Origin of the sequence: Klebsiella pneumoniae complex sp. WS1778 (assembly GCF_049472055.1) — a bacterium.
GTDB lineage: Bacteria > Pseudomonadota > Gammaproteobacteria > Enterobacterales > Enterobacteriaceae > Klebsiella > Klebsiella quasipneumoniae.
Genome location: NZ_JBKGTJ010000001.1, coordinates 1010083 through 1036066, shown reverse-complemented (window position 1 = coordinate 1036066; position 25984 = coordinate 1010083). Strand labels below are relative to the sequence as shown.

General features: G+C 57.8%; 29 protein-coding genes. 9 read left to right on the top strand and 20 right to left on the bottom strand.

All coding sequences use genetic code 11. The annotated features are described in order from the left end of the window. Positions 1–40: 40 nt before the first annotated feature. The 4 genes from rnt to ACLEXF_RS05315 all read right to left on the bottom strand — a co-directional run bounded on the left by rnt (position 41) and on the right by ACLEXF_RS05315 (position 3062). A complete protein-coding gene (gene rnt / locus ACLEXF_RS05330; protein ID WP_004202881.1) occupies positions 41–688 on the bottom strand; it encodes a ribonuclease T in 648 nt (215 codons plus the stop codon). 137 nt (positions 689–825) lie between these two features. Continuing rightward, a complete protein-coding gene (gene gloA / locus ACLEXF_RS05325; protein ID WP_004202879.1) occupies positions 826–1233 on the bottom strand; it encodes a lactoylglutathione lyase in 408 nt (135 codons plus the stop codon). 78 nt (positions 1234–1311) lie between these two features. Next, positions 1312–2409 (bottom strand): alkene reductase, encoded by a 1098-nt coding sequence (locus tag ACLEXF_RS05320; protein ID WP_064189771.1) that lies wholly within the window; start codon positions 2407–2409, stop codon positions 1312–1314. Positions 2410–2462: 53 nt separating this feature from the next. Next, positions 2463–3062, bottom strand: a complete 600-nt coding sequence (locus tag ACLEXF_RS05315; protein ID WP_004202876.1) for a TetR/AcrR family transcriptional regulator — start codon at positions 3060–3062, stop codon at positions 2463–2465. 139 nt (positions 3063–3201) lie between these two features. On the opposite strand from ACLEXF_RS05315, the gene ACLEXF_RS05310 reads away from it, so the two are divergent. The 3 genes from ACLEXF_RS05310 to sodC all read left to right on the top strand — a co-directional run bounded on the left by ACLEXF_RS05310 (position 3202) and on the right by sodC (position 4980). Continuing rightward, entirely contained in the window at positions 3202–3444 is a 243-nt protein-coding gene (locus tag ACLEXF_RS05310; RefSeq protein WP_017901094.1) for a DUF1289 domain-containing protein, read from the top strand. Between the two features lie 48 nt (positions 3445–3492). After that, entirely contained in the window at positions 3493–4389 is an 897-nt protein-coding gene (locus ACLEXF_RS05305) for an aldo/keto reductase (RefSeq protein ID WP_004202873.1), read from the top strand. A gap of 69 nt (positions 4390–4458) precedes the next feature. Then, a complete protein-coding gene (gene sodC, locus ACLEXF_RS05300; RefSeq protein WP_017901092.1) occupies positions 4459–4980 on the top strand; it encodes a superoxide dismutase [Cu-Zn] SodC in 522 nt (173 codons plus the stop codon). Here the strand turns inward: sodC and ACLEXF_RS05295 are convergent. The 3 genes from ACLEXF_RS05295 to ACLEXF_RS05285 are packed head-to-tail and all read right to left on the bottom strand — an operon-like array spanning position 4973 to position 8140. After that, on the bottom strand, positions 4973–6997 hold the full coding sequence (locus tag ACLEXF_RS05295) for an FUSC family protein (RefSeq protein WP_004202870.1): 2025 nt from the start codon (positions 6995–6997) through the stop codon (positions 4973–4975). The genes sodC and ACLEXF_RS05295 overlap by 8 nt on opposite strands. Further along, positions 6997–7893, bottom strand: a complete 897-nt coding sequence (locus ACLEXF_RS05290) for an efflux RND transporter periplasmic adaptor subunit (RefSeq protein ID WP_023318434.1) — start codon at positions 7891–7893, stop codon at positions 6997–6999. The genes ACLEXF_RS05295 and ACLEXF_RS05290 overlap by 1 nt, the downstream gene beginning before the upstream one ends. Before the next feature lie 10 nt (positions 7894–7903). Beyond that, complete coding sequence (locus ACLEXF_RS05285; RefSeq protein ID WP_004202868.1) at positions 7904–8140, bottom strand: DUF1656 domain-containing protein; 237 nt, start codon at positions 8138–8140, stop codon at positions 7904–7906. A 172-nt stretch (positions 8141–8312) separates the two neighbouring features. On the opposite strand from ACLEXF_RS05285, the gene slyA reads away from it, so the two are divergent. Further along, positions 8313–8753, top strand: a complete 441-nt coding sequence (gene slyA / locus ACLEXF_RS05280; protein WP_017901090.1) for a transcriptional regulator SlyA — start codon at positions 8313–8315, stop codon at positions 8751–8753. Positions 8754–8787: 34 nt separating this feature from the next. Here the strand turns inward: slyA and ACLEXF_RS05275 are convergent, their stop codons facing one another. Both ACLEXF_RS05275 and slyB read right to left on the bottom strand, forming a co-directional pair. Next, on the bottom strand, positions 8788–10149 hold the full coding sequence (locus ACLEXF_RS05275; RefSeq protein ID WP_094311982.1) for a sensor domain-containing diguanylate cyclase: 1362 nt from the start codon (positions 10147–10149) through the stop codon (positions 8788–8790). Between the two features lie 224 nt (positions 10150–10373). Continuing rightward, complete coding sequence (gene slyB / locus ACLEXF_RS05270; protein WP_002907749.1) at positions 10374–10841, bottom strand: outer membrane lipoprotein SlyB; 468 nt, start codon at positions 10839–10841, stop codon at positions 10374–10376. A gap of 268 nt (positions 10842–11109) precedes the next feature. Here slyB and anmK point away from each other — a divergent pair, with 268 nt between their 5' ends. The 5 genes from anmK (at position 11110) to pdxY (ending at position 15685) form a co-directional block, all read left to right on the top strand. Next, entirely contained in the window at positions 11110–12234 is a 1125-nt protein-coding gene (gene anmK, locus ACLEXF_RS05265) for an anhydro-N-acetylmuramic acid kinase (protein WP_200927975.1), read from the top strand. 92 nt (positions 12235–12326) lie between these two features. Then, entirely contained in the window at positions 12327–12650 is a 324-nt protein-coding gene (gene mliC, locus ACLEXF_RS05260; protein ID WP_004202862.1) for a C-type lysozyme inhibitor, read from the top strand. A 57-nt stretch (positions 12651–12707) separates the two neighbouring features. Beyond that, a complete protein-coding gene (gene pdxH / locus ACLEXF_RS05255; protein ID WP_004202860.1) occupies positions 12708–13364 on the top strand; it encodes a pyridoxamine 5'-phosphate oxidase in 657 nt (218 codons plus the stop codon). A 124-nt stretch (positions 13365–13488) separates the two neighbouring features. After that, complete coding sequence (gene tyrS / locus ACLEXF_RS05250) at positions 13489–14763, top strand: tyrosine--tRNA ligase (protein ID WP_004175868.1); 1275 nt, start codon at positions 13489–13491, stop codon at positions 14761–14763. Positions 14764–14824: 61 nt separating this feature from the next. After that, positions 14825–15685 carry a pyridoxal kinase PdxY gene (gene pdxY, locus ACLEXF_RS05245; RefSeq protein WP_004202858.1) on the top strand — a complete coding sequence of 287 codons (861 nt, stop codon included), beginning with the start codon at positions 14825–14827 and terminating at the stop codon, positions 15683–15685. Positions 15686–15727: 42 nt separating this feature from the next. Here pdxY and gstA read toward each other — a convergent pair whose 3' ends face one another. The 11 genes from gstA to ydgT form a co-directional block, all read right to left on the bottom strand. Beyond that, positions 15728–16333 (bottom strand): glutathione transferase GstA, encoded by a 606-nt coding sequence (gstA, locus tag ACLEXF_RS05240; protein ID WP_114506155.1) that lies wholly within the window; start codon positions 16331–16333, stop codon positions 15728–15730. Between the two features lie 110 nt (positions 16334–16443). Beyond that, positions 16444–17949, bottom strand: a complete 1506-nt coding sequence (gene dtpA, locus ACLEXF_RS05235; RefSeq protein WP_004202855.1) for a dipeptide/tripeptide permease DtpA — start codon at positions 17947–17949, stop codon at positions 16444–16446. A 602-nt stretch (positions 17950–18551) separates the two neighbouring features. Next, complete coding sequence (gene nth / locus ACLEXF_RS05230) at positions 18552–19187, bottom strand: endonuclease III (RefSeq protein WP_407259775.1); 636 nt, start codon at positions 19185–19187, stop codon at positions 18552–18554. A 1-nt stretch (position 19188) separates the two neighbouring features. After that, positions 19189–19887 (bottom strand): electron transport complex subunit E, encoded by a 699-nt coding sequence (locus ACLEXF_RS05225; RefSeq protein WP_017900824.1) that lies wholly within the window; start codon positions 19885–19887, stop codon positions 19189–19191. A gap of 2 nt (positions 19888–19889) precedes the next feature. Next, positions 19890–20510 carry an electron transport complex subunit RsxG gene (rsxG, locus tag ACLEXF_RS05220; protein WP_004202852.1) on the bottom strand — a complete coding sequence of 207 codons (621 nt, stop codon included), beginning with the start codon at positions 20508–20510 and terminating at the stop codon, positions 19890–19892. Positions 20511–20520: 10 nt separating this feature from the next. Beyond that, positions 20521–21573, bottom strand: coding sequence for an electron transport complex subunit RsxD (gene rsxD / locus ACLEXF_RS05215; RefSeq protein WP_099441278.1), 1053 nt, complete (start codon positions 21571–21573; stop codon positions 20521–20523). Then, entirely contained in the window at positions 21574–23835 is a 2262-nt protein-coding gene (gene rsxC / locus ACLEXF_RS05210; RefSeq protein WP_423265738.1) for an electron transport complex subunit RsxC, read from the bottom strand. It abuts the gene before it with no gap. Continuing rightward, positions 23828–24406: an electron transport complex subunit RsxB gene (rsxB, locus tag ACLEXF_RS05205; protein ID WP_423265737.1), complete on the bottom strand. Its 579-nt coding sequence runs from the start codon at positions 24404–24406 to the stop codon at positions 23828–23830. Before rsxB ends, rsxC begins: the two co-directional genes overlap by 8 nt. Then, positions 24406–24987, bottom strand: a complete 582-nt coding sequence (rsxA, locus tag ACLEXF_RS05200; protein WP_002907658.1) for an electron transport complex subunit RsxA — start codon at positions 24985–24987, stop codon at positions 24406–24408. Before rsxA ends, rsxB begins: the two co-directional genes overlap by 1 nt. Positions 24988–25065: 78 nt before the next feature. After that, positions 25066–25506 carry a DUF2569 domain-containing protein gene (locus ACLEXF_RS05195; RefSeq protein ID WP_004202845.1) on the bottom strand — a complete coding sequence of 147 codons (441 nt, stop codon included), beginning with the start codon at positions 25504–25506 and terminating at the stop codon, positions 25066–25068. A 75-nt stretch (positions 25507–25581) separates the two neighbouring features. Then, positions 25582–25797: a transcription modulator YdgT gene (gene ydgT, locus ACLEXF_RS05190; protein ID WP_004202843.1), complete on the bottom strand. Its 216-nt coding sequence runs from the start codon at positions 25795–25797 to the stop codon at positions 25582–25584. Between the last annotated feature and the right edge of the window lie 187 nt (positions 25798–25984).

Below are 25984 nucleotides of genomic sequence, written 5' to 3'. Positions count from 1 at the left end.
TGTCAGTAAAAAAGCGACTTCCTGGAAGTCGCTTTTTTTATCACTCCGGCGTCGCTACCGGCAGCGGCCAGCCGCCCAGACGCTTCCAGCGGTTCACTATCTCGCAAAACAGCTGCGCCGTCTGCTCGGTATCGTAGAGGGCGGAATGGGCCTGCGCGCCGTCGAACGGCATACCTGCGGCAATACAGGCTTTCGACAGCACCGTCTGGCCCAGCGCCAGCCCGCTCAGCGCGGCGGTGTCAAAGGTGACAAACGGATGGAACGGGTTGCGTTTTAGCCCCGCCCGTTCGGCGGCGGTCATGGTGAAGCTGTGGTCAAATGTGGCGTTGTGCGCCACCATGATAGCCCGACTGCAGTCGCTCTCTTTCATCCCTTTGCGTACCATTTTGAAGATGGCATGCAGGGCATCGTATTCGCTAACGGCGCCGCGCTCTGGATCGTGCGGGTTAATCCCGTTAAAGGCCAGCGCTTCGGGCTGGAGATTGGCGCCCTCGAAAGGTTCAACATGGAAATGCAGCGTTTCATCGGGCATCAGCCAGCCTTGCTCATCCATCTTCAACGTAATGGCGGCGATCTCCAGCAGGGCGTCGGTTTTGGCATTAAATCCTGCGGTTTCAACATCAATCACCACTGGATAAAAACCGCGGAAACGGTCGCACAGACCATTCAGTTGAGCGTTCTCGGACATCAGATTCTCTTAGCTGGTAAAAAGTAGCGCGCATTATGGCAAATTTTGCCACGGCTTGCAGCAGGCAGGGGTGAAAACAACGGGCGCCGCAGCGCCCGGGCGAGCGATGAAAATAAAGACGCTATGGTCGGGAGGGGTTAGTTGCCCAGCCCTTTACCGGCGTCTTTCTCTTCAATCAGCTCAATTTTGTAACCGTCAGGATCTTCCACGAAGGCGATAACGGTGGTGCCGCCTTTTACCGGCCCGGCTTCACGGGTGACGTTGCCCCCGTTCTGGCGGATCCGCTCGCAGGCTTCGGCGGCGTTGTCGACGCTCAGCGCGATGTGACCGTAGGCGGTACCCAGCTCATAGCTGTCCACGCCCCAGTTGTAGGTCAGTTCGATCACTGCGGTATCGCTCTCTTCGCCGTAGCCGACGAAGGCGAGGGAGTATTTGTACTCCGGGTTTTCGCTGGTGCGCAGCAGCTTCATGCCTAACACGTTGGTATAGAAGTCGATAGAACGTTGCAGGTCGCCAACGCGCAGCATGGTATGGAGTAAGCGCATAATGTCCCCTATGCAGTTTATTTGCTAGATCAGAGCGTTGAGTATAGCGGCGATACGTCGCCGCTATCAATGGAGGGATTACAGCGTAGGATAATCGGTGTAGCCTTCCGCGCCGCCGCCGTAGAAGGATTCCGGGCGCTGTGGGTTAAGCGCCGCTTTTTTCTGCAGGCGGGCCACCAGATCCGGGTTGGCGATGTAATCGCGGCCAAAGGCCACGGCATCAATCAGCCCTTTGTTGATCAGGTCGTTGGCTTTTTCAACGGTGTAGGCGCCAGCGCCAATGATCACGCCAGGGAAGCGGTCGCGAACTTTCTGACGGAAAGCTTCACTATACGGCTTGCCGCCCGCCCAGTCCGGCTCGGACATGTGCAGATAGGCGATACCGCGTTTCGCCAGCTCGCTAATCAGATACAGCGCGTCTTCTTCTTCATGCGGGCCATTATCCACATTCTGGAAGCTGCCAATCGGCGACACGCGGATGCCAATCCGGTCAGCGCTCCACTCTTTGCTCACGGCGTCGACCACTTCCAGCACCAGACGGGCGCGGTTTTCCACGCTGCCGCCATACTGGTCGGTACGCTGGTTCGCCGACGGCGAGAGGAACTGGTGCAGCAGATAGCCGTGGGCCGAGTGCAGTTCAACCAGATCGAAACCGGCGTCACGGGCATTGCCCACCGCCTGACGGAAATCATCGACGATCCCCGGGATCTCTTCGGTTTCCAGAGCGCGAGGCATCGAGGTGTCGACGCGGATGGCGTGGCCGTTTTCGTCGCGCAGCGAGGTGCGGGTGCCGGCGCTCAGCGCAGACGGCGCTACCGGTGCGGCGCCGCCGGGCTGCAGGCTGCTATGGGAAATTCGTCCGGTGTGCCACAGCTGCACGGCGATATGGCCGTTTTCCGCGTGAACGCCGGCGGTGATTTTCTGCCAGGCGGCAATCTGCTCCGGGCTGTGCAGCCCTGGCGCGCCGGCATAGCCTTTGGCCTGGGCGGAAATCTGCGTCGCTTCGGTGATGATCAGCCCGGCGCTGGCGCGCTGACGGTAGTATTCGCCCATCAGCGGGGTAGGGATATCGCCCGGCTCGATGCTGCGCAGACGCGTCAGTGGAGCCATAAATACGCGATTAGGGACGGTGACGGCACCGACTTTCAACGGGGTGAATAATTTTGATTCCGACATAATGACTCCTGAGTAGACCGGTCGTCTAGGAACTGATGAAATAAAAACGCCTGTTATACAGCAGGCGCCGCAATAATCTGTTTCGCGTGGGCAAGGGCGCTCTCCAGCGGCGTTGCGCTACGCGTTATTTTGGCCTGCAGGTTGGCGCCGAGCCACAGGGAATAGAGTACCTGCGACAGCGTCCTGGCCTCGCCGTCAAAGGTCAGACTGCCTTCCTGACGCCCTTTCTCCAGCGCGTCGCCCAGCAGGGCGATGATCTGGCTGGCGCCGTGGTCCATGGCGGTGCGCATGTCTTCCGACAGATCGCAAACCTCTGCCGACAGCTTGACGGTGAGACACCCGCTAATAATCCCCTGCTGGTAAAACTGATTCAGCGTGTGCTGATAGTAGGCCAGCAGCCGATCGCGATAGTTGCCCTCGCCATGGGCGAAGTGATCGACCAGGCGCTGCAGATATCCGGCGTAATGGTTTTCAAGCAAGGCGACGCCGAAGGCTTCTTTAGAGCGAAAGTAATGATAGAAAGAGCCCTTGGGCACTTCCGCCGTCTTCAGGAGTTCGCTCAAGCCCATGCCGGTAAAGCCGCGATGCATGCATAGCTGCTCGCCGGTGGCCAGGATATGTTCTCGGGTATCGCAATCGCTGTGTCTGTTCATGGCGCACACTGTAGTAGACCGATTGGTCTAATGCAAGACTTAGCGCAAAAATGTTAACTGGCGCAGCACGGAGTGAACAAAATTTGCGTCGGCGCAGGGAAACGTCTTCAATGAAAGGAGATGAGGGGACAGGAGGCGTGTGGTGGCAGAGCAGTTAGAGTTTTTCCCGGTGCAGAGCCCGTGCCGGGGAATTTGTCAGACCGATGAGCGCGGCTACTGTCGCGGCTGTTTCCGTAGCCGTGAGGAGCGTTTTAACTGGCAAACGATGAGCGATGCGCAGAAACAGGAGGTATTGCGTCTGTGCCGTCAACGCCTGCTGCGCAAAATACGCGCGAACAGACCAGAGGCGGCGGAAGAACCGCAGCAACCCTCACTGTTTTAAGCCAAAAATTACGTATACTCAGAGCACTTTTTTATTGAGGAAGCGGTTATGGTTCAGCGTATTGCTATGGCTCCCCAGGGGCCGGAATTTTCGCGTTTTGTGATGGGCTACTGGCGTCTGATGGACTGGAAAATGTCGCCAGACGAGCTGGTCGGCTTTATCGAACAGCATCTCGATTTAGGCATTACCACCGTCGATCACGCCGATATCTATGGCGATTACCAGTGTGAATCCGCCTTTGGTGAAGCCCTGAAGCTGGCGCCGCATCTGCGTAGCCGGATGGAGATTGTCAGCAAATGCGGCATTGCCACCCGGGCGCGCGCTGAAAACACCATCGGTCACTACATTACCGACCGGGACCACATCGTGCTCAGCGCCGAGCAATCGCTGCGCAACCTGGCAACGGACCATCTCGATCTGCTGCTGATCCACCGGCCGGATCCGCTGATGGACGCCGACGAGGTGGCTGAAGCCTTCCTCGCGCTGCACCACAGCGGCAAGGTACGTCATTTCGGCGTCTCGAACTTTACCCCTGCCCAGTTCACCCTTCTGCAGTCGCGCCTGCCGTTTACGCTTGCTACCAACCAGGTGGAGATCTCGCCGGTGCATCAGCCGTTGCTGCTTGACGGTACCCTCGACCAGCTGCAGCAGCTGCGTATTCGTCCGATGGCCTGGTCCTGCCTCGGCGGCGGCCGCCTGTTTAATGAAGAGGGCTTTCAGCCGCTGCGCGACGAGCTGGCCCAGGTGGCCCACGAGCTCAACGCCGACAGCATCGAGCAGGTGGTTTACGCCTGGGTGATGCGCCTGCCGTCGCAGCCGCTGCCGATTATCGGCTCGGGTAAAATTGAGCGCGTGCGCTCGGCGATTGTGGCCGAAAAACTGAGTATGACCCGCCAGCAGTGGTTCCGTATCCGCAAAGCCGCGCTCGGTTACGACGTGCCGTAACGGGCATTTCGCCTCCGGAAAGCAGTTCCTGGTTTACACTTAACAGAGAGACAGCCATCCGGAGGTGTTATGCAACGATGTATTCTCGCTATCCTTTCCCTCGCATTTTGCGCTGGCGCGCAGGCCGTCAGTGAAGATGTGCCACTTAATCTCGTGACCAGCCAGGGCGTTGGTCAATCCATCGGCAGTGTAAAAATCACCGAAACCGACCGCGGACTCGAATTTGCTCCTAATCTGCGGGCGTTACCGCCGGGCAAGCACGGCTTTCATATTCATGCTGAAGGCAGCTGCCAGCCGGCGATGAAAGAGGGCAAAGCCGTAGCCGCCGGAGCGGCGGGCGGACATTACGATCCGCAACATACCGGTAAACATGAAGGGCCGTTGGGCACCGGGCATCTTGGCGATCTACCGCTGCTGGTGGTCAACGACGCGGGTGTGGCTGACCAGCCGATTATCGCTCCGCGTCTGAAAACGCTGGCGGAAGTGAAAGGCAAAGCGCTGATGGTTCATGTCGGCGGCGATAATATGGCCGACAGTCCGCAGCCGCTGGGCGGCGGCGGCGAACGGTTTGCCTGCGGGGTGATTAAGTAATCTTTTCGCCAATCGTTCCGGCGACCGGAGCCTGTTCCAGCTGCGACAGCGCGCAATACAGTCGCCATATCGCGGCGGCCAGCTCCCGGGCCGCCGGCTGATGATGGTGGTTCAGAACTTCGCAGATCCGCAGCAGCTCCTGCAGCGTGGAGGCCAGCGGCCGCTGCTGCACGCCACGCTCGCTCATCACATCGCGCAGCAGGTTGATACACAGGTCGCGCACCTGGGCGAGAGGATCGGAGCGCGTTTCCCACTCGCGAAGCTGCCAGACCACGTGGGAGCAGTTCAGCAATACCACCCCCCAGCGCAGCAGCCAGCGGCGAGCCAGCGCATCCTGGCTCTGACTGAGCTGGCTGACATGGTGATATACCAGCGATTCAAATTCGTGCTCGCTGTGCTGGGGGTGGCGGCTGAGCTGATCGACAAAGTGACGCCGTAACGCTCTGATGTGGCGTCGACCTTTACGGGCGTCCGAGCCGGGACTGAGCACCGCAAAGGCCAGCCATGCAAAGCCCACGCCGACAATCTTACTTAAATTGTCATTAAAAAAGGCCGCATAGTCGTAAACCGGTGGGTTGGTGACGGAGATAAACGAGCCCATAAAGACGATAAGCTGCCCCCACAGGCCGGCAAATTTTGGCCACTGCAGCTTGAGTAACTGCATGGTGGTCAGCAACGGGAACAGAAACAGCAAGAACTGCCACAGGTCGGTTATCTGCACCATCAGGCCAAATTTCACCACAAAACTGAACAGCGACAGCAGCACCAGGGTCTGCATCAGCAGCGTCAACGAACGAAACGGCGAGGCGGAAACCGAATAGAGCACGCAGCAAATGGAGGCCAGGGTCAGGGCCGCCGCGCAGCTGGTCCACTGGGTACTGATCCCCCACGCGCCAATCGCCACCAGCGCGCAAAAGGTACGGATGCCGTTGAGCAATGCCTCTGCCTGGTCGGTGTGGCGGGCCAGCGCGGGCGCGGAAGGGACATTGAACTCGGCGATCGCCGAGGCATTTTCAACCCGGCGGATCCAGCGGCTGCTTTCCAGATAAATGCGGCAGAAATAGCGTAACCGCGCCCAAAAGGCGAGGTGGCGGTAATCCGCGTCCGGCGGCGGCGCCAGCGGCGCCAGAATGCGGGCGACGTGATAGCTGTCAGCACTGGAGGTGGCGAGCTCCGCGAGCAACGATTCCAGCACCTGGCGGGTATTGGCCGGGGCGTCAGGCCAGTTCAGCAGCATACGCCGCAGACTGGAAATGACGCTGGTCATGCGGAGCTGCTGGTGCAGCAGGTAGTTCAGCAGGGGATTTTGCCGACGGAAGCGGTAGTGGCTCCAGAAGGCCTGGATGCGCAGCAGGTTCATGGTCAGGATCTGGCCAATTACGCTTTCATGGGCGGTGCGGATGGCATCCGTCGTTTCCGGGACCCACAGCAGACTGGCGTGCTCCAGCAGGCGGGCGTGCATGGTTTTCAGGGCCGTCAGCAGATTGCTGCCATCGGAGGTGCTGGGCAGGATCATCATCATCAACCCGCCGCACAAGATCCCAACGATGACTTCGCACACGCGCGACTGGGCAATCACCCATAGCTCGTAGCTGTCGCTGATATTAATCACCGGAAAGGCGATGATGGCGCAGGTATAGCCCGCCAGCTGAAAGGCGTAGGCCACGTTATTGGTGAACAAGGCGCAGGCCCAGGTGCACAGCGCCAGCCAGCCGGAGATACTGAACAGGAACAGCCAGGGATCGTTGAGCGTATGGCCCGCCAGCAGCAGGGCGGCGCAGGCGCCGAGAAGGCTGCCGGCAATGCGGCCAAAACTTTTACTGATCACCCCGCCGACGGTGGGAAAGCTGACTACCGCCGCGGAGGTCATCGCCCAGTAGGGCTCATCCAGATCCAGTGCGTAGGCGATGCTTAACGCGAGACACATGGCGATGCCGTTGCGTAGCGCGTATCGCCACTGCGGTCGGGTGGCTTTAACCCAGGGCAGCGTGCGCCATGACAGGGTCTGCAGATTCATCACTGTCCGCCGATCGAGACGGTGCAGGTGGTACCGGAGACCAGAGTGACATCGGCCGGCAACGTATCAAAGGCAATCCGCACCGGCACGCGCTGGGCGAGGCGGACCCAGGGGATATTCGGTTTGATATTGGCCACTAGCCCGGTTCCCTGTTCCACGCTCTGGTCGACAATCGCGCGACCGATGCTGGCGACATGCCCCTGCAGCGTCTGCTGATTGCTGTAGAGAATGATTTGCGCCGGATCGCCGATGCGAATATGGCGCAGTTTGGTCTCTTCAAAGTAGCCCAGCACGTAGAACGAATGGCTGTCCACCAGGGCAAAGACCGGATGGCCGGTGGTGGCGTAATCGCCGACCCGGGTGGAGAGGTTAGTCACCCAGCCGTCTACCGGCGCTTTGACGACCGTCTGACTGAGCTGCCACTGCGCATGTTTCAGCGCCGCCTCGCTGACACCGACTCCCGCTCTGGCGGCCGCCAGGGTAGTGGTGGCGGTATTCAGGGCGGTATTGGCGTTTTCAAGGTCTTCAGCTGAGATGGCATTTTGCGACAGGTTTCTGCGACGGCGGGCTTCGCTGGCGGCTTTGCTTTGCTCCGCCTGCGCTTTCGCCACCTCAGCTTGCGCTTTCGCCAGCTGTGCCTGGGCGTTCAGCACCGCGATGCGGTAGGGGGTGTCGTCGATGGTAAACAATACCTCACCGGCCTTGACCTGCTGGTTATCGGCCACGTTCAGCTGCAATATACTGCCGGAAACCTGAGGGGTGATCCCGACCTGCTCGGCGCGCACTTTACCGTCGCGGGTCCAGGGGGACTGAGTGTAGAAATTCCATAACAACCACGCGGCAACCAGAGCGATGGCCGCCACCAACAGTGTTGAAAGATATTTTAATTTTTTCATAGCAGGAAGATCACCAGGCAATCAGTAACACCAGGGCCAGACAGACCGAGAGCGCGAACAGGGAGAGATCCATCAGCAGTGGATGCCAGATGTCGCCCGCATACATCCAGTCACGCAGCTGGCGATGTAAAAACAGCCAGATAAAGAAGCCCAGCAGGACGGCTTTGAACAACGGAGGGAAATAGACGGATGCGCCGAACACCAGGTCCTGCAGCGGCAATCCGGATGAATTAAGACTCAGTTTCACAAGCAAAAATCCTTTGCCATAACAGGGATAACCTCAGGACGTGCTACTCTTTAACAGTGTAAATCATTGTTTTGGTTTTTGTTGAATCAAGTAATTCATTTGTTTTGATTATTCAAATGCTGCACACTATTCTAAAATCAGTATAATAACTTAGCAAGCTAATTATAAGGAGATGAAATTGGAATCGCCACTTGGTTCTGATCTGGCACGTTTAGTTCGCGTCTGGCGCGCGCTAATCGACCATCGCCTGAAACCTCTGGAGTTAACGCAGACCCACTGGGTTACGCTGCATAACATCCACCAGCTGCCGCCTGAGCAGTCGCAGATCCAGCTGGCGAAAGCCATCGGTATTGAACAACCGTCCCTGGTGCGCACGCTCGATCAGCTGGAGGAGAAAGGGCTTATTTCTCGCCAGACCTGCGCAAGCGATCGGCGAGCCAAACGCATCAAGCTGACGGAAAAAGCCGAACCGCTGATCAACGAGATGGAAGAGGTGATAGGCAAAACCCGCGATGAAATCCTCGCAGGGGTCTCGAAGCAGGAAGTGGAAACGTTGCTTCACTTAATTCGTAAACTTGAACAAAATATCCTCGATCTCCAGGCAAAAGATTAATCGTTTTGCGGCCCGGTTTATCCCGGGCCTTTTTTTACCTGCCCTGGCGTCGCCAGATTACCACCCGGTTACGTCCGCTGTTTTTTGCTTCATACATGGCTTCGTCCGCGCGCTGGACGCACTCTTCGGCTGTCACACTGCCGTCATGGGTCGTATACACGCCCATGCTGATGGTCATCCGTTCTGGCAGAGGGGTTTGCTCGGCGCTGACCGCCAGGCGGATGCGCTCGGCGATCGCCTGCGCCTCGTCCTCTGCGGTGTTGACCAGCAGCAGGGCAAACTCCTCACCGCCAATGCGGGCGGCCGCGTCATCCTTACGCGAATGGCTGTCCAGCACCGAGGCGGCAAACTGGATCACCTTGTCGCCGGCGATGTGGCCATAGTTATCGTTGATGCGTTTAAAATGGTCGAGGTCGCAGATGATCACCGACAGCGGATGCTGGGCCTTCACCTTTGCCAGCTGCTGGTTGAGGGTATCGTAGAAGAAGCTGCGGTTGTAAAGCCGGGTCAGCGGGTCGCGGATCGAATTCTGGTATGAGTTGACATACTTGTGGTTAGACTCGCGATAGAGGATAAAGACGTCTACCAGCAGCACCAGGATCAGGAACAGGGTGCACAGCGTTTCAAAAAAACGCGCCTGATACCAGGCCTGATCGAGCTCCCCAACGGCAGAGAGCAGCTGGAAAATGGTGAACAAATATGCGCTGCAAAAAAAAGCGCCGCTGTACCAGAAAATATTGCGCAGTTTGCTAAACCAAATTATTAAAATCAGCGCGATAAACCAGACTGCCATCAGCAGCCAGCCAATAATACTCCGCCACAGCGGCGTAAAAGTATGGCTCAGATCGTCAATAAACCTAATGCTCAACCATGGCGAGTGGCTGGAGTAGATCCATGACAAAAAAATTATCATTAACGTAAAAACAATACATGCCGCGAAAGTCATTACATGGGCTTTAAAGGAGTGCATGATCCGTCGGCGAAAGTAATACAAAATAATTGACGACGTGAATAAGACGGCCATCATTATATTGCGAAAGAAATAATATATCACAGCGTCATTTTGTTTCACCACCGGCGCGGGATTACAGCTGAGCCAGTCCGGATAGCTACTGAGGGTGCCCAGCATCAGTAACGCCGAACAGGCAAAACCGAAAGCGACAGGCGTCAGATACAGGCGACGCTTGCTGCTCCAGTATTTCATGCCCATAAAACAGGCAATAGTGATATGAAAAACCATCAGAAAACTGGTCAGCAGGGGAAATAGTATTGATGAGGTGCTGTTGAATCTGGTCTCAAAAGAGCTGGTTAATCCGGTAATGCCGACTCCGGCCAGCAAACAAATAAAAAAATAAATGATAAGACGTCTAACAACATGACTCACATGTTTGGTCATAGGCAATATTCCAGAATAATAAACAACAGCAACGAGGTTGGGTTGGCTTAATAATATTAACGGTTATAAGAGTAGTGGGGGCTGTGGGCAAAGATATTGCGCAGGCGCAATGATTGATGAAATATTAAAATTAATATGTGTTATCGCTAATACAAAACTTTTACGGCGAGATAAATGTGGGTGATAAGTACGATGCGGCGCAACTGGCCGCATCGTGACAGGTGTTAGCGAGGAGAGACGGTGACCTGGCTGCCGCTGCCGGCAATGGCTACGCGCTGTCCAACAGAGAACGGGGTGCTGCCCTGTTTCTGTACCACCATGATGGTGTTGCCATCATCTTTACGAATTTCCAGTTCCACGCCCTGGGTTTTATTCATGGCGCCCTGTACGCCCTGACCGGCTACGCCGCCCGCGACCGCGCCAGCCGCAGTGGCCAGAGAACGTCCGGTGCCGCCGCCGATGGTATTCCCGAGGAAGCCGCCCAGAACCGCGCCGCCAATCGCCCCGATGGCATTGCTGTCGTCGCCGCTCTGGATCTGTACGGCGCGGGTATGCACGATGGTACCGTATGTCACGCTCTGCACCTGTTTGGCTTCAGATGCGGAATAAACGTCGCCGGACAGGCCGCTGCTGCTCACACAGCCCGCGAGCGTAAAACCAATCATCGATACAGCCAAAACACGTAAAATCATTTATGAATCTCCTGTTCACCGAAGGTGTTCAATTGAACGTCCATGCGGTTAATTATATGGCATTTAGTCGTCGGCGGGCATAGCTTCCCCCCGGGATATACAAAAAATAATAATTAATGGTGCTTCAACCTAAACTAAACGCCGGTTCTTTACGATGTTCTCCGAAATGTCTCTCTATTGTTAAAAAGTATTATTACAACATAGCATTAGCGGACACTTTATGATGGAGTGAGACGCATACGAGGGTCATGGAATGAAGGAAAAACGTATGAGATCGGGTCGCTTTATTGGCGTTATGTCGGGTACCAGCCTTGATGGTATCGATGTCGTTTTAGCCGCTATCAACGAAAACATGGTGGCGCAGCAGGCCAGTCTCACCTGGCCCATCCCACACGCGATAAAAGAAGAGATCCTGGCGATTTGTCAGGGCCAGTCGCTGACCCTCTCGCAGCTGGGGCGTTTGGATACCCGCCTCGGAAGGCTGTTTGCCGAGGCCGTGCTGGCGCTGATGCGTCAGGAAAGTCTCAAATCCGCGGACGTCATCGCCATCGGCTGTCATGGGCAAACTGTATGGCACGAGCCGCAGGGCGATGCCCCGCACACGCTGCAAATTGGCGATAACAATCAGATCGCCGCCCATACCGGCGTCACTGTGGTGGGGGATTTCCGTCGGCGTGATATGGCGCTTGGCGGGCAGGGGGCGCCGCTGGTGCCGGCTTTTCATCATGCGCTGCTGGCGCACCCCGTTGAGCGGCGGATGGTGCTGAATATCGGCGGGATCGCTAATGTGTCGCTTCTGGTGCCGGGCCAGCCGGTGCGCGGCTATGATACCGGGCCGGGCAATATGTTGCTGGACGCCTGGATCTGGCGTAAGCAAGGTAAACCTTACGATAAAGACGCCCACTGGGCCAGTGAAGGCAAAGTGCTCCTGCCGCTGCTGCAGGATATGCTGAGCGATCCGTGGTTTGCCTTGCCGGCGCCGAAAAGCACCGGTCGGGAATATTTCAATTACGGCTGGCTGGAGCAGCATCTGGCTCGTTACCCGGGGCTGCGCGGACAGGATGTGCAGGCAACCCTCGCGGAATTAACCGCCGTGACCATCAGTGAGCAGGTATTGTTAAGCGGCGGCTGCGAGCGTTTGTTAGTGTGCGGCGGCGGCGCGCGTAACCCATTGTTAATGGCGCGCCTGGCGGCCCTGCTGCCGGGAACCGAAGTCTCCACCACCGATGAAGCGGGGATCAGCGGCGATGATATGGAAGCGCTGGCCTTTGCCTGGCTGGCCTGGCGCACCATCGCTGGCCTGCCGGGGAATCTGCCCTCTGTGACTGGCGCCAGCGAAGCCACGGTGCTGGGCGCCATTTTCCCTGCTAACCCGCCGCAGAATCGGAGTTAACTGAAATCTTAAATACGACGCGACCGGTAAACTGGACATGTTAAGCGGAGGGCGGAGTGCCCTCCGTGACCGGGAAAGTCGAAGGCAAACGAATGAAAAAAATTCTTATCGCAGTTGTACCTTTTATGCTGGCGGGCTGTAGCTACTACAACCAGTTTGTCGAGCGGATGCAGACGGACACGCTGGAGTATCAATGCGACCAGAAACCGTTGACGGTCCATCGCAATAACTCACGCCAGCAGGTGAGTTTTATTTATGACAATCAGCAGCTGAATCTGTCAGAGGGGCTGTCGGCTTCCGGAGCGCGCTACACCGACGGCGTCTATGTCTTCTGGTCGAAAGGCGATACCGCCACCGTCTATAAGCGCGACCGCATCGTTCTCGATAACTGCCAGCTGCAGACCGCCAAACGTTGAGATTTCTGTCCGGGGGGCGCACAATAACGCCACCTTATGACTATATCCTCAATGGCCATGTCTGATAACGACGAACTCCAGCAAATCGCGCACTTGCGCCGTGAATACACCCGTGGCGGTTTGCGTCGCCACGATCTTCCAGCTGAACCTCTGCCGCTGTTTGAGCGCTGGCTGCGTCAGGCCTGCGACGCGAAACTCGCCGACCCGACGGCCATGGTGGTTGCCACCGTTGATGAAAGCGGCCAACCTTATCAGCGTATTGTGCTGCTAAAGCATTACGACGAAAAAGGGCTGGTGTTTTATACCAACCTTGGCAGCCGCAAAGCCCATCAGATTGAAAATAACCCGCAGGTCAGTCTGCTGTTTCCGTGGCATATGCTGGAGCGCCAGGTGATGGTGATCGGCAAAGCGGAACGCCTGTCCACGCTGGAGGTGGTCAAATATTTCCACAGTCGCCCGCGCGACAGCCAGATCGGCGCCTGGGTCTCGAAGCAGTCGAGTCGGATCTCTGCTCGGGGTATCCTGGAGAGCAAATTCCTCGAGCTGAAGCAGAAATTCCAGCAGGGTGAAGTACCGCTGCCGAGTTTCTGGGGCGGATTCCGCGTCAGCATTGAGCAGATGGAGTTCTGGCAGGGGGGCGAACATCGCCTGCACGATCGCTTTTTATACCAGCGCGATAACGGCGCCTGGAAAATAGACCGCCTGGCACCGTAATTGCCGAAATTAGTTATCGAAGCGCTGGCGCTGAAAGGGCCGGCGCTTTATTCTATGTACTTTTCGCATCTGGCGAAAAGTCGTGTACCGGCAGAGGTGCAGTCGTTTATACATGGAGAATTTGATGGCAAGCAGTAACTTGATTAAACAATTGCAAGAGCGGGGGCTGGTAGCCCAGGTGACGGACGAGGAAGCGTTAGCAGAGCGACTGGCGCAAGGCCCGATCGCGCTCTATTGCGGCTTCGATCCTACCGCTGACAGCTTGCATTTGGGGCATCTTGTTCCATTGTTATGCCTGAAACGCTTCCAGCAGGCAGGTCATAAACCTGTGGCGCTGGTGGGCGGCGCTACTGGTCTGATTGGCGACCCAAGCTTTAAAGCCGCTGAGCGTAAGCTGAATACCGAGGATACCGTGCAGGAGTGGGTGGATAAAATCCGCAAACAGGTAGCCCCGTTCCTTGATTTTGACTGCGGCGACAACTCGGCGATCGCGGCGAACAACTATGACTGGTTTGGCAGCATGAACGTGCTGACCTTCCTCCGCGATATCGGTAAACACTTCTCTGTTAACCAGATGATCAATAAAGAAGCGGTGAAGCAGCGCCTGAATCGTGACGATCAGGGCATCTCCTTTACCGAGTTCTCCTACAATCTGCTGCAGGGTTACGACTTCGCCTGTCTGAACAAACTGCATGGCGTGGCGCTGCAGATTGGCGGCTCCGACCAGTGGGGCAACATTACCTCCGGTATCGATCTGACCCGTCGTCTGCACCAGAACCAGGTGTTTGGCCTCACCGTGCCGCTGATTACCAAAGCGGACGGCACCAAGTTCGGTAAAACCGAGGGCGGCGCCGTGTGGCTGGATCCGAAAAAGACCAGTCCGTATAAATTCTATCAGTTCTGGATCAACACCGCGGATGCTGACGTCTATCGCTTCCTCAAGTTCTTCACCTTCATGGACATTGCAGAGATCAATGCCCTGGAAGAAGAAGATAAAAACAGCGGTAAAGCGCCGCGCGCCCAGTACGTGCTGGCAGAGCAGGTGACGCGTCTGGTGCATGGCGAAGAGGGTCTGGAAGCGGCGAAACGCATTACCGAGAGCCTGTTCAACGGCAACCTGAGCGACCTCAGCGAAGCTGACTTCGAACAGCTGGCTCAGGACGGCGTGCCGATGATCGAGATGGAAAAAGGCGCCGATCTGCTGCAGGCGCTGGTGGATTCCGAGCTGCAGCCGTCCCGCGGCCAGGCGCGTAAAACCGTCGCCTCTAACGCGGTGACCATCAACGGTGAAAAACAGGCCGATCCGGAATATGTTTTTGCTGACAGCGATCGCCTGTTTGGCCGCTACACCTTGCTGCGCCGCGGTAAGAAGAATTACTGCCTGGTCTGCTGGAAATAAAAAAATACTACCAGGGCGTGGGAAACCACGCCCTTTTTCTTTTTAGGGTTGTGGTAAGAAAATGAAGAACATCCTCGCCATTCAGTCTCACGTAGTGTTTGGCCACGCCGGCAACAGTGCCGCCGAGTTCCCGATGCGCCGCCTGGGTGCCAATGTCTGGCCCCTCAATACCGTACAGTTCTCTAACCATACGCAGTACGGCAAATGGACCGGCTGTGTGATGCCGCCTTCGCACCTGACGGAGATCGTCCAGGGCATCGCCGACATTGACAAGCTGCAGACCTGCGATGCGGTACTGAGCGGCTATCTCGGATCTGCTGAACAGGGCGAGCATATCCTGGGCATCGTGCGTCAGGTAAAAGCGGCCAATCCGGAGGCGAAGTATTTTTGTGACCCGGTGATGGGCCATCCGGAAAAGGGCTGCATCGTCGCCCCGGGCGTGGCGGAATTCCACGTGCGCTACGCGCTGCCGGCCAGCGATATCATTGCGCCTAATCTGGTGGAGCTGGAGATCCTCTGCGGTCATCCGGTCGCCAGTGTGAGCGAGGCGGTGGCCGCCGCGCGGGAGCTCATTGTCCAGGGGCCGGAGGTAGTGCTGGTTAAGCATCTTTCCCGCGCCGGCATGAGCATGGACCGCTTTGAGATGCTGCTGGTGACCGCAGAGGAAGCCTGGCATATCAGCCGGCCGCTGGTGGATTTTGGCCTGCGTCAGCCGGTGGGCGTTGGTGATGTGACCAGCGGTCTGCTGTTGGTGAAACTGCTGCAGGGCGCCAGCCTGCGCGACGCGCTTGAGCACGTCACCGCCGCGGTGTACGAGATCATGTTGACCACCAAAAACATGCAGGAGTATGAACTGCAGGTGGTGGCGGCGCAGGATCGTATTGCCGTGCCGGAGCACTGCTTCAGCGCTACCCGACTGTAACTTTCTGACTCTGCCCGGCAGACCGCCGGGCAGAGTCTGGTCTTACTTTAAGCCTTCCGCCGCCAGTGCGTCAGCCACTGCCGGACGCGCCGCCACCTTCGCCATCCAGCTGCCGATATGACCGCAGGCGGCCATATCCAGTTTAATCGCATAGCCCCAGCGCAGCACCGTGAACAGATAACCATCGGCGATGGTGAAGCGATGGCCGGTCAGCCACTGTTTATCCGCCAGCGAGGCATCGACGTACTGCAGTTTCTTCTCGAGCAACGCGCGGGCAACGGGCTTATAGTCTTCCGGGGTGTCCGGGCGGAACAGCGGCGTAAAGCCTTTATGCAGTTCGGTAGCCACGTAGTTCAGCCATTCCAGGGTCTGGTAACGGGCAACGGAGCCCACGGGCGCCAGCAGATGGCGGTCCGGCACCTGATCGGCGATGTACTGCATAATAGCCACGCCCTCGGTGAGCAGGATGTCATCATCCAGCAGCAGCGCCGGCACCTGACCTTTCGGGTTGATCAGCAGATAATCTTCCCCGTTTTCCAGCTGTTTCCTTGCCAGATCCACGCTCTGCAAAGTGAAATCCAGGCCGCTTTCGCGCAGGGCGATGTGTGAGGCGAGGGAACAGGCGCCGGGTTTGTAGAACAGTTTCATGCGTTACTCCTCGTGGCTGCAGTTTTCTGTATGTTAGTCCCGCCAGGGGTAAAAAAAAAGCCGCTAACCTAACGTTAGCGGCTTAAAAATAATTGGTTTTCCCTGCGGCGTCAGGCTGCCGCGGTTTCGCGTGCTTTTACGTCCGCGCTGTCGTCCTGAGTCATTCGGTTCAGCTTCGGCGCGGTCAGCAGCATCAGGGCGGCGATGACCGCGGTGACGATACCGATCTGCAGGAACACATGACCGTACACTTCCAGCGACACCAGCGGATCGGTGACGTTTTCCGGTACCGCCATCAGGTTGGCGATTTTCCCGGCGATGATTGCCGCACCGGCGGTGGTGAGGAACCAGCTGCCCATAATGAAGCCCATCAGACGCTGAGGAACCAGCTGAGCGACCATCGCCAGGCCGAGGCCGGAAATCATCAGCTCACCGATAGACTGCAGCGCATAGCTCAGGATCAGCCAGTTAACCGAGACGATACCAGCGTCGCTGGCGAACTTCGCCCCTAAAGGCAGGACGAGGAACGCGCCGGAGCACAGCACCATACCGATAGCGAACTTGTGCGGCATCGGCAGGCGGTCGCCCATCTTGTTATAGATGGCGGCCAGAATAGGGCTACCAATCATGATCCAGAACGGGTTCAGCGCCTGATACTGTTCCGGCTCGAAGGCGATGCCGAGGATCGAGTGCTCCACGTTGCGGATAGCGAAGAAGTTCAGAGAGGTCGGCATCTGGCTGTACAGTACGAAGAAGACGATCGCTTCTACCATCAGCAGGAAGGCGACGATCATTTTCCGACGCGCGGCACCTTTCAGGCCCATCGCTTCTTTGGCGAAAATCACCACGATACCCAGCGCGATGACGCCCAGCGCCATGCGTGCGATACCCTGGTTGTGCAGCAGCCAGGTCGCGATAGCGACCAGCACCACCACGCCAGCGATGGTCGCCAGCAGTTTACCCATATGCACCGGGGCAAAGTCCGGTTTCGAACCGTACTGTTTCACCCATTTCTGGCAGAAGGCGAAGTTGATGATAGTGATCACCATCCCCACCACGCTCAGGGCGAAGGCGACGCTCCAGCCGAAACGCGCGGCCAGCCACGGAGTTGCCAGCATCGAGAAGAACGAACCGATGTTGATGGACATGTAGTACATGGTAAATGCACCGTCCAGACGCGGGTCGTTTTTGTCATAGCAGGTAGAGAGCAGGGAAGACGGGTTGGCTTTAAACAGGCCGTTACCGACGGCGATAGTCGCCATACCCATATAGACGATAGCGGCGTCATGGCCGGACCAGGCGACCAGCGCATAGCCGATGGCCAACACGATAGCGCCCAGCATAATGACGCGTTTGGTACCCAGCACTTTATCGCCCAGCCAGCCGCCAATGGCGACCAGGCCATAAACCAGCGCGCTAAAGGAGGAGAACAGAGTAATGGAATCCGCTTCCGACATACCCAGCTGTTTTACCAGGTAAACGGCCATGATCCCTTGCAGGCCGTAGTAACCAAAACGCTCCCACAACTCGATCGAGAAAATGAGATAGAACGCGCGTGGTTGTTTGAAAGCGTTCAGACTCACGCTTTCTGCTGGTTTATTGTTTGCAGTAGACACATATACCTCTTTTTTTACATCCCATATTTACTGGGGGGTGTTCGGGGCGCAATCTCGTTGGACCGCCGCCTTTATAGTTATTCTTGGAGGGAAAACGGCAGGTAATGTTCACTATCCTGGCGTATCAGGCAAGGCTTTTGTAATAATCTGTTACACATAATCAGGATGGCATAATGCTCCGGACATATGAATGTTATCCAGAGTTAAATTTCACCGTTACGTTATCGTTGATATTTTTATCTTTTTGATTGCCCGCTTTTCGCCAAAATGGCGATATATTCTGCTGATCGCGCAGTGAGGTAGTGATATGGTCCATTATCCTAAAAATTCATGGGCTATTATCCTGGTAATCTTTGCTCAGCCGTTGTATTACCTGACTTTAATTTCCATTTTCATAACATTCGTTCAACATTGAGTTGCGAGCATGATCTGGATCACAAATATATAGAAATTTTGCATTGATAAAAAATGAATGAGCTAGTTGTTTGTTATATAACCGGATAATTGCCCAGCAAAATGCGGTTTAAGCGGTGTTAACGGCGGGTTAAATAGATAAATACAGACCATAACCCAGAGTGAGGCTATGGTCATGAGAAAGGCGCTCAGGCGTAAACTTTATCTTTGAATTCGCAAAGGTCTTCAATCAGGCAGGAGCCGCAGCGCGGCTTGCGAGCGATACAGGTGTAACGGCCGTGCAGAATAAGCCAGTGATGGCAGTCGACCTTAAACTCGGCGGGAACGACCTTCAGAAGCTTCTCTTCAACCTGTTCGACGTTTTTCCCGGGAGCGAATTGCGTCCGGTTGCAAACACGGAAGATATGGGTATCCACGGCGATCGTCGGCCAGCCAAAGGCGGTATTCAGCACCACGTTGGCGGTTTTGCGGCCCACGCCGGGCAATGCCTCCAGCGCCGCTCTGTCCTCTGGTACCTCGCCGTTGTGCTGCTCCAGCAGGATCCGGCAGGTTTTGATGACGTTTTCCGCTTTGCTGTTAAACAGGCCGATGGTCTTGATATAGGATTTCACGCCCTCCACCCCCAGCGCCAGCATCGCCGCGGGCGTATTGGCCACCGGGTAGAGTTTGGCTGTCGCTTTATTGACGCTCACGTCGGTTGCCTGCGCCGAGAGCAGGACGGCAATCAGCAGCTCAAACGGCGAGCTGAAGTGCAGCTCGGTGGTGGGGTGGGGATCATTGTCCCGCAGCCTGGCCAGGATCGCCAGGCGTTTGGCTTTGTTCATGTTACGCTTTCCCTGTCGCGTCAGACGGGGCGACAGCGTCGGCCCGGGCCGCCTGCGCCTTCCGCTGCTTGCTACGTTCATCGATAAGGTATTTTACCGCCAGCATCATGCCGAGGCCAATAAAGGCGCCTGGCGGCAGCATAGCCAGCAGGAAAGGGGTGTCCGTATGGAAAACCTCGATGCGCAGCACCTTTGCCCAGCTGCCAAGCAGGCTGTCGGCGCCGTCAAACAGCGTGCCATTGCCGAGGATTTCGCGCAGGGAGCCCAGCACGAACATCGCGCAGGTGGCCCCCATACCGATAGAGAAACCGTCCAGCGCCGACAGCGCCGGCCCTTTTTTGGCGGCAAAGGCTTCGGCGCGGCCTACCACGATGCAGTTGGTGACGATAAGCGGGATAAATATCCCCAGCGACTGATACAGACCGAACGCATAAGCGTTGATCAGCATCTGCACCACGCTCACTACCGAGGCGATGATCATCACGTAAATCGGGATGCGGATCTCCGCCGGGGTCCAGCGGCGCAGGCTGGAGATGGTCAGGTTGGTCAGGGTCAGCACCAGGGTGGTCGCCAGACCCAGCCCAAGGGCGTTGGTGGCCGTCGAGGTGACTGCCAGCAGGGGACACATCCCTAACAGCTGAACCAGAGCGGAGTTGTTTTTCCACAGACCCTGGACGATGACGTCTTTAACTTCGCTCATGGTTACTCTCCACAGGCGCTGAATTCAGGAAGTTGCGCAGGCAGCGTTTGTGCATACAGGCCTGCGCGCTTAACGGCATTGACCACCGCCCGGGGGGTGATGGTGGCGCCGGTGAACTGGTCAAAATCGCCGCCGTCTTTTTTGACCGCCCAATGGCTGTCGCCCTGACCGTGGATGACTTTCCCGGCAAAATGGGTGATCCAGTCCGACAGGCGAAGCTCGATTTTATCCCCCAGACCCGGGGTCTCATGATGCTCGGTCACGCGGGTGCCGAGGACCGTGCCGCTAAAATCGGCGGCCACCAGCAGCTGGATCGCTCCGGAATAGCCGTCCGGCGCGGTGGCTTCCATGACCGCGCCAATCGGCTGGTCGTTATTTTTGGCGATCCACACTTTATGCTGGCCTTTGCCCAGCGCCGGGGCGCTGACCAGATAGCAGCTCTTGAGCAGATCGTTATTATAGCGGTCGGCAGGTAAAACCTGGTCGAATAACGCTTTTTGCTGCAGGGCCGCCTGCTGGTCGATGGTGCTTTTGGTCAGCTCATTGATTGCCGCCGTTAGCCCGGTGGAGCCGGCGGCAAAAAGCGCCAGCGTGACGCCGTGTTTTCGCATCGTTTTTAACATCATCGCTCTCTCAACGGTGGCCATACACGCGCGGGCGCGTGTAGTAATCGATCAGCGGCACGGTAATATTCGCCAGCAGAACGGCAAACGCCACGCCGTCCGGGTAACCGCCGAAGCTGCGAATAAGCCACACCAGCAGGCCGGCGAGGGCGCCGAAGATCAGACGTCCGCGGTTGGTTGTCGAGGCCGTCACCGGGTCGGTCAGAATAAAGAAGGCGCCAAGCATGGTGGCCCCGGAGAATAAATGCATCTGCGGAGAGGCCAGACTCTGCGGCGAGAAGATCCAGCCGAGGGTTGCGCACAGGCCAAGGCTGACGAGGAAGCTGACCGGGATATGCCAGCGGATCGCCTTCTGCCACAGCAGGAACAGACCGCCCGCCAGCCAGGCGATATTCACCCACTGCCAGCCCAGACCCGCCAGAGCGCCGCCGTAAACCGGCAACTGCAGTACCTGCTGGACGCTATGCCCGGCATGCAGGGAGGTTTTGAAGGTATCCAGCGGGGTGGCCTGACTGATGCCGTCGATACCCAGCCGCAGGGCGGTCATGTCGTCTCCGACGGCGGTATGACCGGTGAAGATCATCTGCAGCGTATCGCTGAACGTCGGGATATGGGCGGCAATCTCGTAAGAAGGCAGCCAGGAGGTCATCTGCACCGGGAACGAAATCAGCAGCACGACGTAGCCGATCATTGCCGGGTTGAAAGGATTATGGCCGAGTCCACCGTACAACTGCTTGGCGATCACTACGGCAAAGGCGGTGCCGAGCACCACCATCCACCAGGGGGCCAGCGGCGGAATACTCACCGCCAGCAGCAGGCCGGTGAGCAGGGCGGAGTTATCCCTCAGGGTGGCCGCAACAGGCTGTTTGCGCAGTTTGAGAATAGCGGCTTCCGTTGCCCAGGCCGTCAGGGCGGCGAGGACAATCTGCAGGAGGGTGCCCCAGCCGAAAAACCACGTCTGGATCACAATACCAGGCACGGCGGCGAGCAGCACCAGCAGCATAATGCGCGAGGTCTGCCGCTGGTTATGGGTATAGGGGGAGCTTGCGATTCTGAAAACCATTTATTCCTCGTTAACTGCCTGCTGTGTTGCTTTGCGCGCCTGAACGCGAGCGATCGCCGCGGCGACGGCCGCTTTGCGTGGGTCGTCATTGGCTGCGGTTGACGCAATATCCGCCTGGGCAGCCTGCTGTTCGGCTTTGCGCGCTTTGGCGCGGGCGATAGCGGCCTCCACCGCGGCCTTCCGCGGGTCGACCGGCTCGGCTGGCGGGGCTTCCGCCGGCGCGGCCTGCTGTTCAGCTTTGCGCGCTTTGGCGCGGGCGATAGCGGCCTCCACCGCCGCCTTGCGCGGGTCGACCGACTCGGCTGGCGGGGCTTCCGCCGGCGCGGCCTGCTGTTCAGCTTTGCGCGCTTTGGCGCGGGCGATAGCGGCTTCCACCGCCGCCTTGCGCGGGTCGACCGGCTCGGCTGGCGGGGTTTCCGCCGGCGCGGCCTGCTGTTCGGCTTCGCGCGCTTTGGCGCGGGCGATAGCGGCTTCCACCGCCGCTTTGCGCGGGTCGACCGGCTCGGCCGCCGGGGCTTCCACCGGCGCGGCCTGCTGTTCGGCTTTGCGCGCTTTGGCGCGGGCGATGGCGGCTTCCACCGCCGCCTTGCGGGGATCGGCAGCGTCGGTCGACGGGGATTCCGCCGGCGCGGCCTGCTGCTGCGCTTTACGCGCCCGGGCTTCGGCCTTCCGCGCTTCGCGGGCGGCAATCGCCTCGCTGTTGTCCGGTCTGGCGCCGGCCTGAATCACGATAGGCTGCGCGGCGTCGCGCTGTTTATCACGTACCCGGGCCAGGGCGGCGTTAATCGCATCCTGATCTTTGGCGGCAGGCTGGACGGCGGCTTTTTTATGCCGCTCGGCGCGGGCCGCTTTCTCACGCTCCAGGCGCGCCTGTCGGGCCTCGAATCGCGCCTTGGCTTCCGCAGCGCGCTGCTCTTCCAGACGAATCGCCGCGATCTCGGCTTTCTCCTGGCGGAAGTACTGCACCAGCGGAATATTGCTTGGGCATACCCACGCGCACGCGCCGCATTCGATGCAGTCCGCCAGATTGTGAGCGGTGGCTTTATCGTGCTGCTGGCCTTTGCTGAACCAGTACAGCTGCTGCGGCAGCAGATCGGCCGGGCAGGCGTCGGCGCAGGCGCTACAGCGAATGCAGCCTTTTTCTTCCTGCGGCTCGCCCATTTCGCTGGCGGAGGGCGCTAAGAGACAGTTGGTGATCTTCACTACCGGGACGTCGAGCCCCGGCAGAGTAAAGCCCATCAGCGGGCCGCCCATGATCACCATCGGCTCAGCGCTGGCGCAGAAGCCGGCGTCGTTCAACAGATGGCGCACCGGCGTGCCAAGGCGCGCCCAGACATTGCCCGGCCGGGTTACCGCCTCGCCGGTGAGGGTGACCACGCGCTCGGTTAACGGTTCGCCGTCAATTACCGCGCGTTTCACCGCGTAGGCTGTACCGACGTTCTGCATTAGCACGCCAATGTCCGAAGAACGACCGCCGTGCGGCACCTGTTTGCCGGTGAGAATCTGGGTGAGCTGCTTGGCGCCACCGGAGGGGTATTTGGTGGGGATCACGCGCAGCGAAATGCCATGGGCGTCGCAGAGTACCGCCCGCAGCATGGAGATGGCCTGCGGCTTATTGTCTTCAATGCCGATCAGCACCTCGTCAGGCTGCAGAATGTGGGCGAGGATGCGGATCCCTTCGACAATCTGCGCCGCGCAGTCCTGCATCAGGCGGTCGTCCGCCGTGATATAGGGTTCGCACTCGGCGGCGTTAATGATCAGCGTTTTAATTTTATCGCCGCCGCCGCGCAGTTTACTGCCAGTGGGGAAGCCGGCGCCGCCGAGGCCGGCAACGCCAAACTGGTGGATGCGCTCAATCAGCGCTTCACGTGTGCGGGTCTGGTAGTCGCTCCAGCCGTCGCGTTCGATCCAGCGGTCTTCGCCGTCGGCGTCAATGATCACGCTCATCTCCGCCAGCGCGGATGGATGGGCGGTGGTGTGCGGGGCGATAGCGGCAACGGTGCCGGAGGTGGGGGCGTGAACCGGCAGCATTCTTCCCCAACCGCGGGTTAGCGGCTGGCCGCGCAGCACCCGGTCGCCTACTTTGACGCACAGTTCGCCTTCGGCGCCGATGTGCTGCTTCAGCGGGATCACAAAGCGCTGCGGCAGGGAAACCTGGCGCAGCGGGGTGCCGTTTGACTGGGTTTTCATCTCCGGCGGGTGAATACCGCCGTTAAAATCCCAGACTTTGTCTTTTCGGAAAGCGGAAAATAGCTTAAACATGTTGTTCCACAGGAATATTTCGCACCGGGATCGTGTGCAGATCCCATTTCCAGGTCTCCGGGGTGGTCGCCACCGGAACGAGTGAAATGCACTGGGTCGGGCAGGGGGCAACGCACAGGTTGCAGCCGGTGCACAGGTCGCTCATCACGGTATGCATGGCGCGGGTCGCCCCGACAATGGCATCCACGGGACACGCCTGAATACATTTGGTACAGCCGATGCAGTTCGGCTCGTCAATCACGGCGACCATGCGGGCCGGCTCGGCTGCCTGCTCGTCGCCGTCGACAGGCTGCGGGTCGACGTTGAGCAAGGCGGCGATTTTTAACATCACCGCTTCGCCACCCGGCGCGCAGCGATTAATTTTCTCACCCTGCACGCCCACCGCTTCCGCATAGGGGCGGCAGCCAGGGTAGCCGCACTGCCCACATTGGCTCTGCGGTAACAATTCATCAATTTTTTCCACCACCGGGTCGTCCTGCACCGTGAAACGGCGCGACGCATACCCCAGTATTAAGCCGAAAATCAGCCCTAACAGGCTGATGGCGATCACGGCTATCCAGACTGCGCTCATTACAACTTCACCAAACCACTAAAGCCCATAAAGGCCAGAGACATTAAACCGGCGGTAATCAGCGCGATGGCATTACCGCGGAACGGCGCGGGGACATCGGCCACCACCAGACGTTCGCGGATCGCCGCGAACAGCACCATCACCAGCGAGAAGCCGACGGCGGCGGCAAAGCCGTACAGCGCCGACTGCAGGAAATTGTGGCCCAGGTTGATGTTCAGCAGCGCCACCCCGAGCACCGCGCAGTTGGTGGTGATAAGGGGCAAAAAGATGCCCAGCAGGCGATAGAGCGCCGGGCTGGTTTTACGCACCACCATCTCAGTGAACTGGACCACCACGGCGATAACCAGAATAAAGGCCAGGGTACGTAAATAAACCAGATTTAGCGGGATAAGGATCCAGGTATCAATCAGCCAGGCGCAAATAGAGGCCAGGGTCATCACGAAGGTGGTGGCGAGCCCCATCCCCATTGCGGTTTCCAGCTTTTTGGAAACCCCCATAAACGGACACAGGCCAAGGAACTTCACCAAAACGAAGTTATTGACAAGGACAGTACCGATAAAGAGCAGTAAATAATCAGCCATCATGCGACCTGAAACGAAAAAAAGCCGCTTATTATCGAATAAAACGATACCGGCGACAACAGGTTAAGTGTGGGGTTTTTACGGATTAACAAAGGTCCGTTTTACCCGCTGTGAACGGCGAAAATAGGGCGCCAGCAGCGCGGCGGCCAGCAGCGGAAACAGTAGCTGACGCAGTGCAAGGACATCCGAAACGGGGGAGAAGGCAAACGCCTTTATCGCCAGCAGCAGCGTAATGAGCAGCCAGATAATATAGTGTTTCGGCACCAGCGAGCGCCGCTTGAAAAAGGCGATGGTCAGCCAGAGCGTATAAAACCACATGGCGAGGGCAAACAGCAACGAGGCGACCCACAGCGCCATGTGTCCGGTGCTCATGGCGCGCAGCAGGGCCCAGGTTTGCGGCGACATGAGGGCATTGGCAAAAAACAGCAGCGATAACGAGGCGCTCAACAGCGCCACCAGCAACCAGGCCAGCGGTGCCAGCAGCCATCCGCCGATGCGTTCCGCAGATTGAGACGTCATGGTTCTCCCCTATTTAACGCCAGTATATAAAAGCAGGCCGGGAAGTATAAGCAACTGGCGTGAAGGATGACAGTCTTACTGCACGAATCGCCAAACGGATTTAGGCACCTGGCCCACATCGAACAATTTACCGCCGGAAACCAGCTCTGCCCGGCGGTGATCGGCGGCGCGATACATATTAACGATCTCTTCGGTGTCAGTCAGGGAGTAGTTAAGGTGATCAAATAGTTTTTCAAGACTTTCCAGCGAACTGATTTTGCGGAATTTTAATAAATAGTCCAGAACGGTCATTTTCGTATCCATTTTATAATCGGAATAATTACGTTGAATATTATCAGCATTCACTAAACCTACTCTCAACCAACGGCGCCTTCTGCCGGGGCCGCGTGGAATGTTTCAGGTTATATAAACCCATGACAAGGGGCAAAGCCAGCCTTGAAGAGCAGGGAGATGTTTAAGAATATTCTAAATCAGACCG